Source organism: Streptomyces sp. NPDC005722 (assembly GCF_040630935.1).
In the GTDB taxonomy this organism is placed as follows: Bacteria; Actinomycetota; Actinomycetes; order Streptomycetales; family Streptomycetaceae; genus Actinacidiphila.
This window is the reverse complement of the sequence record NZ_JBEXYN010000091.1, coordinates 1-10,030: the sequence shown is the minus strand read 5'-3', so window position 1 is coordinate 10,030 and position 10,030 is coordinate 1. Positions and strand designations below refer to the sequence as shown.

Sequence of the window (10,030 nt, the reverse complement as noted above, 5' to 3'; positions counted from 1 at the left end):
GGGGGGGGGGGGGGGGCCCCGGCGGCGTGGGCGCGCCCGCGGCGGCCGGGCGGGGCGGTACGGCCGGGGCGGTCGCTCCTCCGTCGTGGTCGCCGCCAGCCGGACCGCCCGCCGGACGTCAACGGCACTACCCTGGAGCGGTGTTCTCACCCCAAGGGCCCTCGCTGCGCGAACTGGCCGTGCAGGCCTTCTCCTCCGTCGAGCACGGCTACGACCTGCTGGCACCCAGGTTCGACCACACGCCGTTCCGCACCTCCGACCGCATCCTCGACGCGACCGCCGCCGCCCTCCGCCCGCTCGGCCCCTTCGCCGACGGGCTCGACGTGTGCTGCGGGACGGGAGCGGTCCTGCGGGTCCTGCGACCGCTGTGCCGGGACCGGGTCGCGGGACTGGACTTCAGCGCCGGCATGCTCGCCGAGGCGCGCCGTGCCCACCCGGACGCGGAATGGATACGTGCGGACGCGCGGACGCCGAACGTCACCGCGGAGTTCGACCTGGCCGTCAGCTTCGGGGCCTTCGGGCACTTCCTGGCCGCCGACCGCCCGGCCCTGTTCGCCGGGGTGCACCGCGCCCTGCGGCCCGGCGGGCTCTTCGCCTTCCCGGTGTTCGCGCCGGCCCGCATCTCCTCCCGGCGCTACTGGGTGCCCGCCGGGTTCGACGTGGCCATGCGGATACGGAACGCGCTCTGGCGCCCGCCGTTCGTCATGTACTACCGCACCTTCCCGCTCCGCGCGGTGCGTTCCGAGCTGACGGCGGCGGGCTTCACGGTGCGGACGGCGGCGCTGCCCGACTTCGGCCGTCGTCCGGACGGCGCCCCGTACGCGCGTCTGGTCCTGGCCCACAGGGCGTGACCGCGGGGCCCGCACCGGCACCGAACGCGTAGGCGCAGCCGACCGGTTGGGCGTCGGCGACCGCCGGGGGCGGCCGGGTTCCCCACCGCCCATGCATTGCATACAGTATTCGAACGGGGTAGGGTCGGGTGCCATGCGGCAGACGAAACCCCAGAACCCGGACCTCCTGACCGGTGCGGAACCCGTGTGCGCACGGGGGTGCCGGGCATGACGACCTACGGCGACGACGAGACGATCCGGCGGATACTGACCGCCGCCGGCGACACCTGGGCCGTGGTGGGCCTGTCCGACAACCCCGAACGGGCCGCGTACCGCGTGGCCGAGAAGCTGCAGCGGCTCGGCAAGAAGGTGGTGCCCGTCCACCCCAAGGCCGAGACCGTGCACGGTGAGCAGGGCTACGCGTCCCTCGCGGAGATCCCCTTCGCGGTGGACGTGGTCGACGTGTTCGTCAACTCCGACCTGGCCGGAGAGGTCGCCGACCGGGCCGTGGAGATCGGCGCCAAGGCGGTCTGGTTCCAGGTGGGCGTCATCGACGAGGCCGCCTACGCCAGGACGCGCGAAGCCGGCCTGCTGATGGTGATGGACCGCTCCCCGGGGCGGGAGATCCCCCGGCTGGGCCTGGGCTGACCTGCCGGGCGCCCCCGCCCGGTGACGGGATGCGTACGATCGCCGGCATGGCACTGCGTCCCGTCCAGGTGAACATCAAGGCACTCGACAGCACGGCGGTCGGCCGGTTCTGGGCGGAGGCACTCGGCTGGAGCGCCCACAGCCCCGGTATCACCACCTACGTCGGACCCGGCCGTGACCTCGTCTGGCCGGACCCGGTGGCCGTCGGCATCGACGTCGTCCCCGTCCCGGAACCCGGGGCGGCGACGAAGAACCGGCTGCACCTCGACCTCGCCACCACCTCCGCAGCACATCAGGCGGAGTTGGTCGCGCACCTGCGGGCGCTGGGCGCCACGCCCGGCCACGTCGGCCAGGGGGACGACGTCCCGTGGACGGTCCTCGCCGACCCCGAGGGCAACGAGTTCTGCGTGCTGGAACCCCGGGAGGCATACCGGGACACGGGCCCGGTCGCCCGCGTCGTCGTCGACTGCGCCGATCCGCGCGCGATGGCCCGGTTCTGGGGCGAGGCGACGGACCGGACCCCGTACGAGGTGACCGGCGACCACGCGGTGTTCCGCTCCGCCGAGGGCGTCGGCCCGTACCTGGAGTTCGTCCGCACGCCCGGCGCGAAGACCGCCCCGGACCGCGTCCACCTCGACCTGCTGCCGTACCCCGGTGACGACAAGGAGGCGGAGGTGGCCCGGCTGCGAACCCTCGGCGCCACCGACCTCGACCTCGGCCAGGGCGACGTCCCGTGGACGTGCCTGACCGACCCGGAGGGCCACGAGTTCTGCGTCCTCGCCGCGTCCTGACACCGGAGCCGCACGGGGCGTCGTGACCCCTGGGTCACCCCGTCGCGCAGCGGCTGCGGAGGAGTTCCACACCGTCGCCCTCGAGCTCCTCGCAGTAGGCCGCGCGCCCCGTGGTGGCCATGATCAGCGCGAGGGTGGAGCCGGACACGAGCGGCCCGGAACCGGTCGTGAAGGGGCCGTCGTCCGCGACGAGCCTCAGGCCGCGGACGCGTCCCTTGCCGAGCACCACGAGGTCCGACCCCTGGTAGTACTCGGCCACCCGCGTGAGGACCTCGATCGGGTGCTCGTGACGGACACCCAGCGGGCGCCGGATGTCCTGCCCGTGCACGACCGTCTCGCCCAGCATGGCGACGGCGGGCAAGGGCGGCTTCGTGGTGCTGGGCACCACGCGCCGGAACCGCTCGAGGGTCTCCGCCGGGGACGCGCCCAACTGCTCCGCCAGCCGCACGGCCACCTGCTTGTCGAAGTCGAACCTGCACCGGATCACCCCCGCCATCCAGCGCGCGGCGTTGAGGCTCGCGGACGCCGTGAGGTGCGCCAGCACCTCTCGCACCGTCAGACCCGCGCACAGCGACGGCGTCGCCCAGCGTTCGTCGGTCAGATCCCCGAGGTCGGCCGCCAGCGCCGCCCGCTCCGCGCGGATCAGCGGCCAGACCCCGCTGCCGTTGCCGCGGTCTGATGTATCGGTCATCACGGAAGGTCTCCTGTCCCGGGTCGAGCTCCGCCTGCACGCGCCGTCCCGGACCGGCGTCCGGCACGACGGCGTGCACAGGGGAAGACTCCCGCCCGGCAGCGAACTCATCGCCCCCGGCCGGCGAATCCTCCGAGCACCGACCCCGCCGCTCCCACCGGCGGAAATCCGGTGGCGGCCGGCATGCGGGTGCGGTGTTCAATGACCTCGTCAGATCCGTATCAGGGGTGGGAATGCCGAATTCGAGAAGTCGGGTCATGCGTGCGGTGCGGGCGCTCTGCGCGGCTGTGGTGCTGGGCGCGTTGACGGGATGCGGGGGCGCCGGCGACGACGGCGCCGCCGTGAAGCCGGCAGCCGGCGACGGGAAGGCGGGCGGCGGCGGTTCCCGTCTGGTGGGTCAGCGCGAGGCCGAATCCCTTGCGCTTCACCGCGAGGACGTGCCGGGTTACACGATCCAGACGCTGGCGGGCCGCGGTGAGGACGCCCGGGTGCCGGTGCGTCTGTTCACGGGTGACATGCCCCGGGTCGAACCGGAGCAGTGCCAGCCCGTCTACGACAACACCCAGCAGGCCAGCGCCTACCGGCAGTACGCGCGTACCGACGCCCTCGTGTCGGGCCACGGGGACTACGTCGAGGTGGCCCTGGTCGCCTACGCTGCGGGCGACGCGCACAAGGCCGTGGCCGACCTGAGGGCGGCGCTCGCCCGCTGCCGGTCCTTCGCCATGCCGCTCCAGGTCATGGAGGAGCACTTCGAGCACCCCCGGCTGCTGCCGGACCCGCACCTGGGTGACGAGGCCGTCGAGTACACCATCACGCAGAAGATGGACGGCGACGAGGGCGTGATCCGTGCCCCCTTCCGCCACCTCGTCGTGCGCAAGGGATCCGTCATCGCCTGGTTCATGGTGCACGGCTTCCCCGGCGACGATCCCCAGCTGCCCGCGAACGTCATCGGCACGCAGCTCGGGAAACTGCGTTGACACCAGCGGCACCGAGGCCGTCAGCGGTCGACGGCCCAGTGCCCGTCCGCGGGCCACGACCCCGTGCGGACGATGTGCTCCACCAGCCTGAAGGCCTCGTCCACGGGCACGGTGTCCTGGTCCCGGTAGGTGTCGTGCTGCCCGCCGGAGAGAACGAACCCGTCGCTCGATCCGTCGGCTCCCGGATCCACCGCATGCTCGCCGGGATCGTCCTCGTCGCGGAGCAGCATCACCATGGCCCGCTCGGTGTTCGTCACGAAGGCCAGGGATCGTCCGGACGAACCGGTCAGCCACGTCTCGAGCAGTCCTCTGCCGACCCTCGCCCGCAGGATCTCCAGCACCGCCCCGGACGGCACGGGGGCGACGCTGCCGTCATCGATCACCCACGACTCGCTCACGTGCCCGACGATCTCACGCCCGGGGCCACCGGAGGTGCGGCCGGACGACGCCCGGGGGCGGGCCCGTTCCTTGGTGCGGCGCGGCACGTGGACGGGATACGAACCGCGCGGCTGACGGTGCATGGCTCCTCCCTGCGTCCGGCGCCCCCCGCGGTTGGGTGATGCGTTCGGCAAGGTGCCGGTCGAAGCCGGCCGCACCGTATCCGCGCGGCCCGGGCGGGCGGCCCCCGGCTCGCCGGCGCACCGCCCTCCTCGCCCGCGCGGCGGAGCCGAAGAAATCCCGAGATTTGTCGGCGGGAGGTACATCTTTTTGCCCCTGCCGAATGTCCTAGGGGCTGGCGGCATCTTCGTGCCGTCAACCCATAGCGACATTTGGGGTATACATTTTGAAAACCGGCATAAAAATCACAACTCGTGTGGCAGCGGTGTCCATCACCGCGGGAGCGGTGGTGTCCGCAGGGGCGCTCACCGTCCCGGCCCAGGCAGCCACCCTGGCCGTGCCCACGATCGCCGCCAAGGGCGGTTACGTGATGAACAACGGGACCGGAAAGACCCTCTTCTCGAAGGCCGCCGACACCCGTCGTCCCACGGGCTCCACCACCAAGATCATGACCGCCCGTGTCGTGCTCGCCCAGCCGCATCTGAATCTCGACGCCAAGGTCACGATCCAGAAGGCGTACAGCGACTACATCGTCTCCAAGGGCGCCTCCTCGGCACGCCTGATCGTCGGCGACAAGGTGACCGTCCGCCAGCTGCTGTACGGGTTGATGCTCCCGTCCGGCTGTGACGCGGCGTACGCCCTCGCCGACAAGTTCGGCACCGGCTCCACGCGGGCCGCTCGCGTCAAGTCCTTCATCGGCAAGATGAACTCGACCGCCAAGAGCCTGGGTCTGAAGAACACCCACTTCGACTCGTTCGACGGCATCAGCAACGGGTCGAACTACTCGACGCCCCGGGACCTGACCAAGCTCGCGAGCAGCGCGATGAAGTACTCCACCTTCCGCAGCGTCGTGAAGACGAAGTCGACGAAGCAGAAGGTGACCACGAAGAGCGGTGGCTACCGCACCATGTCGTGGACCAACACCAACACGCTGCTGGGCAGCTACTCCGGAACGATCGGGGTCAAGACCGGCTCCGGTTCGCTCGCCAAGTACTGCCTGGTGTTCGCCGCGACCCGGAACGGCAAGACGGTCATCGGTGCCGTTCTCGCCTCCTCCTCGGCGACCGCCCGCACCAGTGACGCCACGAAGCTGATGAACTACAGCTTCAAGAAGTAGGCGCGTCAGTCATGACGGAGGGCCTGCCCGCGACCGCACGGTCGGGGGCAGGCCCTTCGCCGTTGACCACCGCGGTTCGGCACGGGGCCCCCGGGCCGCGGGCAGCCGCTACGGCCCCCGGCCGTCCCGTGACCCGGCTCCTCGTCAGCCTTCGGAAGCGGTCGGGAGCCAGCCCCGCTGCACGGCGCGCACGCCGGCCTCGAAACGACTGCGTGCGTCCAGGCGGTCCATCAGCTCGGAGGCGATCCGCCGGGCCGTACGGTGCGACACCCCGAGCCGCTTGGCGATCGCCTCGTCGGTGTGGCCCTCCGCCAGGAGCCGCAGGGCGGTCGCCTGCTGTCCGGTGAGCCCGTTCGGGTGCGTGGGGACGCTCTCGCCCAGTGGCTGGGCCGCCTCCCAGGTGGTCTCGAAGAGGGCGCACAGCGCGGTGAGCGTGCCCTGGCCGGTCAGCAGGACGGCACCCGCGGCGGTGTCGTCGCTGCTCACCGGGATCATGGCGGTCAGACGGTCCATGATGATCATCCGGGTCGGCAGGGACGGGGTCGTGCGGATGCGACCGCCCAGTCCGGCCAGCCAGGCGGCGTGCTCGACGGTCGGCCGGTGGGCGCGGACGCTGTCGAGGTAGATCGTGCGCATGCGCACACCGCGGTCGAGCAGGTCCTGGTTGAGCGGCCGCGAAGCGGCCATGTTCTCCGCGGTCTGCGGGCCGCCCGGGGCGAACGTCAGGAACTCCTCGCGCACTTCGCGGGTGAGCACGGTCAGCCGGTCGCGTATCCGGTCCAGGCCCACCAGTTGCTCGACCCCGGGATGGCTGGTGGCCGGCCGGAGCTCGGCGTACTCGGAGATCAGCTGGGCCGCGGCGGCCCGCGAGGCTTCCAGGCGTTGCTGCTGCGCCGCCAGCTGGGCCTGTTGCCGGCCCATCAGTATCTCCATGCCGACGTCCGGTGAGACGGCCCGGAGGCGGCCCACGTCCCCGGCGGCGGGGCGCACCAGGGCCAGCTCGCTCAGCGTGTCGAGGGCGTCGCCCACCTCCTCCCCGGAGAGCCCCACGGTGCGGGCGAGGGCCGCGACCCCGGCGGCCGGTTCTCTGAGCATGGCGCGGTAGACCTTCTCCGCGACGGAGTCGAGTCCGAGAGCTGTCAACATCCGCTTCCCCCCTGGTTTCCTGCACCCAGCATCCCCTGTCCGACGGGGATCTTCGCAGAGGGGCGGGCGATCGTCACAGAGTCAGGACGGAACCGGCCACGGCCCCAACGGTCCAGTGCACGAGGGGACTTGTGCACGGATTCGGTTGAGACTCTGGAGTGCATGTACCTGGTCCACGCGCATCTCGAACTGCCCTCCGACGAGGCACTGCCGCAGGACGTGAGGGCGTTGGTGCGGTCGGCGATCGTCCCTGGTGACGGCGTCGAGCACGTTGCCGTGCACCCGACGTCCGCCGGCGAACTCACGCTCGGCTTCTATGTGCTGGCCGCCGGTCTCGACGAGGCGGAGGAACGGGCCCTGCGCGTGTGCCGTCGGCTGCTGCGCGACGTGGCGGAGCTGGCCGCGGCGCGGCTGACCGGCGTGGGGGTGCCGCTGGTGCCGCTGGCCTTCGTGCCCCAGGCGGTGGACTGAACCGGTCCGGGTGGACGCATCGGTCCAAGGCCCTTTCCGTCCATCCCTGAACCCTTCTCACGGGCCTGAGCTGCGACGAACCTATTGCTCACCGGCCGGGCCGAGCGTCACCGCGGGACGCGAGGAACCGGGCCCGGCACCGCAACCCACCTCCGGAAGGAACGGAAACAGGCATGCTTCGCAACCGAATCGCCAAGGTCGCCGCGGTCTCCTCCCTCGTCGTCACCGCGGCTCTGGCCGCCCCGCTGGTCGCACCCGGCTCCACGGCGGACGCGGTCCCGTCCTCCTCCGTCCTCGTCGCCGACGCGGGCTGGCAGGTCACCCCGGCCGACGCGGGCTGGCAGGTCACCCCGCAGGACGCGGGCTGGCAGTAGGCCGTCCGCCGCCGGCACCGCCGACCGACACCGCCTGACCCGCCACCACGACCCCGGGGACTCCAGAAGTGAAGAACGTCCGCACGACCATCCGCGGCACCACCCGCAGGAACAGCCGGCGCATCGCGGGCCTGCTGACGGCGGGAGCCCTCGGCACCGGACTCCTCACCGTGACCGCGCCGACCGCCGAAGCGGCCACCACCTGCTCGGGCGGGGTCAGCATCTACGGCGTGCTCGCCGACGGCCGAGTGACGTACAGCCAGATCAACCCGGCCACCGGCGATCTCGCCAAGGTCCTCGTCGGGCCCGACCTCGGCTTCGAGCCGAAGGCCATGGCGACCCTCAACTTCAACACCGTCCTGGTGACGTCGACCTCCGGCGCGCTGTACCGCGTCGACATCAAGACCAACAACACCAGCCTCGCGCTGCTGAACGCACCGGTGAGGATCGCCGACAGCGGCTGGACCCACGACAAGCTCACCTACGACGGTCACGGCCACCTCTACGGCACCACCGCCTCCGGCCTGCTGCTGCGTTACAACGTCACCGAGGACAAGCCCGCGGGCCCGCAGCACATCGGCCTGCGCACCGAGATCGACACCGGATTCGTCCTGAAGACGCTCACCGCCACCGGCGACGACCGCCTCGGCGCCACCACCACGGACGGACGGCTGCTCGACTACTCCGTCACGGGCGCGGGCTCGTGGAAGAGCAACACCCTCAAGTCCTCCGGATGGTCCGGCTTCAACCAGCTCGTCTCGCCCGGCGCCGGCCTCTACTTCGGCCGCCTGTCGACCGGTGCCATGTACTGGTACAAGGACGCCGACCCGACCGACGGTTCCGGCTCCGACATCTCGTACCACCTCGACGACCCGGTCAACACCGGCGGCTGGACGCAGAGCCTGCTGTCCGCCCAGCCCGGCACCTACACCTGCACCACCAGCACGCAGACGGTCGACCGCAACGACATCGCCGAGGTCAAGGCCGCGGGCCGGCAGATGATGAACACCAAGGACGCCGCCTGGGCCACCTCCGCGCAGTGGGCCTGCCTGGAGACGCTCTGGGACCACGAGAGCGGCTGGCGCTGGAACGCGACGAACCCCTCCTCCGGTGCCTACGGCATCCCGCAGGCGCTGCCCGGCACCAAGATGGACGTCGCGGGCGACGACTGGAGGGACAACCCCCTCACCCAGATCAAGTGGGGTCTCAGCTACATCGACGGCCGCTACGGCTCGCCGTGCGGCGCGTGGAGCTTCTGGCAGGCGAACAACTGGTACTGACGTCACGGACGTGCCATGGGCGGTGCCCCCCTCGAACCGAGGGGGCGCCGCCCTTTCGGCGTGGGGCCGGGTGAGCGGGCCGTCAGCCCCTTCGACCGGCCGCGCCCCGGCAGATGAGCCAGTACACGAGCGCCGCAGGGGGCGAGACGCACAGCAAGATGATCAGCAGTCGGGAATCGACCACGGGGGTGTGTGCGGGGGGCTGTTCCGGCTCGCCGGGCAGGTCGTGCAAGAGGGCGTCGAGCTCCGCGCGGGTGCCCGCCTGACAGGCCGCGCCCACGCGTTCCTCGAGTTCGGGAAGGGTCAGCCGGCCGATCGCGTAGTGGTGTTGCAGTTGCGCCTGGGCCCGGTCGCGTTCGGCGTCCGAAGCGCGAAGGGCAGGGCCGGTGCTGTGTTCCTCGCTGTCGTGCATGGCGGCCTCTCAGTCGGGGGTGGCGGCATCCTGGGACGGGCGGTCCTGCAGGTCGACGACCGCGACGACGACACGCGTCCACACCCCGGGGGCGTCACGGTCCCCGAAGCGGGCGGCGAGTCGCCCGATGTGGGCGCGGAGTTCCGCCAGGCCCTCGTCGGTCAGTCGCAGTGCGCCACGGTGCAGGTCGACCTCCCGGCGGGCACCGGCCTGCCGGGACCGGTGGGCGGCGTTGATGTCGGCCCGGGTGGCCTCCAGCATCGAGCCGAGGAACTCGGCCATCTCCTCCGGGCTCGCGGCGTCGCCGGGTGGTTCCGCGACCGCGGGGGTGTAGACCCGCTCGACCTTGCCGCGGGCCAGCGGGCGGTACTCGGCGATCTCGATGAGCCCGGCCCGTTCGAGCTGGTTGAGGTGGTAGTAGATCCGGTCGGCCGGAAGGCCGACATGAACGGCGAGTTCGCGTGCGGACAGCGGTGTCTCCCACAGCGCCTCCAGGAGCCGGATGCGCAGCGGATCGGCGAGCGCCTTGTGCACACCGTGCCATTGCCGGCTCGATGGGCCGGAGTCCCGTGAGCTCATCGATCCCCCCTCCTTCACTGCACCATTCTCCACTGGTTGGACAAATTTACAACCATGCCTGGCGTACGGCCGGTTGGCGCTGACGATGCCGATCGGGCAGGAGGCCTTCTTCCGGGTCGAGGACGTCGCGAAGGCCCCGCCGATCCTCGGCGGGGC

General features: G+C 71.6%; 13 protein-coding genes. 8 read left to right on the top strand and 5 right to left on the bottom strand.

All coding sequences use genetic code 11. The annotated features are described in order from the left end of the window. Positions 1-140: 140 nt before the first annotated feature. From ABZ479_RS41195 to ABZ479_RS41185, 3 genes are all read left to right on the top strand, one after another. Positions 141-851: a class I SAM-dependent DNA methyltransferase gene (locus ABZ479_RS41195; protein ID WP_500466379.1), complete on the top strand. Its 711-nt coding sequence runs from the start codon at positions 141-143 to the stop codon at positions 849-851. A 207-nt stretch (positions 852-1,058) separates the two neighbouring features. Beyond that, on the top strand, positions 1,059-1,478 hold the full coding sequence (locus ABZ479_RS41190; RefSeq protein WP_500466378.1) for a CoA-binding protein: 420 nt from the start codon (positions 1,059-1,061) through the stop codon (positions 1,476-1,478). A gap of 47 nt (positions 1,479-1,525) precedes the next feature. Further along, a complete protein-coding gene (locus ABZ479_RS41185; protein WP_500466377.1) occupies positions 1,526-2,269 on the top strand; it encodes a VOC family protein in 744 nt (247 codons plus the stop codon). Between the two features lie 34 nt (positions 2,270-2,303). Here the strand turns inward: ABZ479_RS41185 and ABZ479_RS41180 are convergent, their stop codons facing one another. Further along, a complete protein-coding gene (locus tag ABZ479_RS41180) occupies positions 2,304-2,960 on the bottom strand; it encodes a maleylpyruvate isomerase family mycothiol-dependent enzyme (RefSeq protein WP_500466376.1) in 657 nt (218 codons plus the stop codon). 257 nt (positions 2,961-3,217) lie between these two features. On the opposite strand from ABZ479_RS41180, the gene ABZ479_RS41175 reads away from it, so the two are divergent. Beyond that, a complete protein-coding gene (locus ABZ479_RS41175) occupies positions 3,218-3,937 on the top strand; it encodes a sensor domain-containing protein (protein WP_500466375.1) in 720 nt (239 codons plus the stop codon). A 20-nt stretch (positions 3,938-3,957) separates the two neighbouring features. On the opposite strand, the gene ABZ479_RS41170 is transcribed toward ABZ479_RS41175, so the two are convergent. After that, a complete protein-coding gene (locus ABZ479_RS41170) occupies positions 3,958-4,458 on the bottom strand; it encodes a hypothetical protein (RefSeq protein ID WP_500466374.1) in 501 nt (166 codons plus the stop codon). A gap of 302 nt (positions 4,459-4,760) precedes the next feature. Here ABZ479_RS41170 and ABZ479_RS41165 point away from each other — a divergent pair, with 302 nt between their 5' ends. After that, complete coding sequence (locus ABZ479_RS41165) at positions 4,761-5,612, top strand: D-alanyl-D-alanine carboxypeptidase family protein (RefSeq protein WP_500466380.1); 852 nt, start codon at positions 4,761-4,763, stop codon at positions 5,610-5,612. Positions 5,613-5,756: 144 nt separating this feature from the next. Here ABZ479_RS41165 and ABZ479_RS41160 read toward each other — a convergent pair whose 3' ends face one another. Then, on the bottom strand, positions 5,757-6,758 hold the full coding sequence (locus ABZ479_RS41160) for a helix-turn-helix domain-containing protein (RefSeq protein WP_500466373.1): 1,002 nt from the start codon (positions 6,756-6,758) through the stop codon (positions 5,757-5,759). 162 nt (positions 6,759-6,920) lie between these two features. Between ABZ479_RS41160 and ABZ479_RS41155 the strand changes: the two genes are divergently transcribed. The 3 genes from ABZ479_RS41155 (at position 6,921) to ABZ479_RS41145 (ending at position 8,883) form a co-directional block, all read left to right on the top strand. Continuing rightward, complete coding sequence (locus ABZ479_RS41155; RefSeq protein ID WP_500466372.1) at positions 6,921-7,229, top strand: hypothetical protein; 309 nt, start codon at positions 6,921-6,923, stop codon at positions 7,227-7,229. Positions 7,230-7,402: 173 nt separating this feature from the next. Beyond that, a complete protein-coding gene (locus ABZ479_RS41150; RefSeq protein WP_500466371.1) occupies positions 7,403-7,603 on the top strand; it encodes a hypothetical protein in 201 nt (66 codons plus the stop codon). Between the two features lie 68 nt (positions 7,604-7,671). Further along, complete coding sequence (locus ABZ479_RS41145; RefSeq protein WP_500466370.1) at positions 7,672-8,883, top strand: aggregation-promoting factor C-terminal-like domain-containing protein; 1,212 nt, start codon at positions 7,672-7,674, stop codon at positions 8,881-8,883. An 82-nt stretch (positions 8,884-8,965) separates the two neighbouring features. On the opposite strand, the gene ABZ479_RS41140 is transcribed toward ABZ479_RS41145, so the two are convergent. Together ABZ479_RS41140 and ABZ479_RS41135 are read right to left on the bottom strand one after the other, a co-directional pair. Further along, a complete protein-coding gene (locus ABZ479_RS41140; RefSeq protein ID WP_500466369.1) occupies positions 8,966-9,295 on the bottom strand; it encodes a DUF1707 SHOCT-like domain-containing protein in 330 nt (109 codons plus the stop codon). 9 nt (positions 9,296-9,304) lie between these two features. After that, positions 9,305-9,874 carry a helix-turn-helix domain-containing protein gene (locus ABZ479_RS41135; RefSeq protein WP_500466368.1) on the bottom strand — a complete coding sequence of 190 codons (570 nt, stop codon included), beginning with the start codon at positions 9,872-9,874 and terminating at the stop codon, positions 9,305-9,307. Positions 9,875-10,030 lie beyond the last annotated feature (156 nt).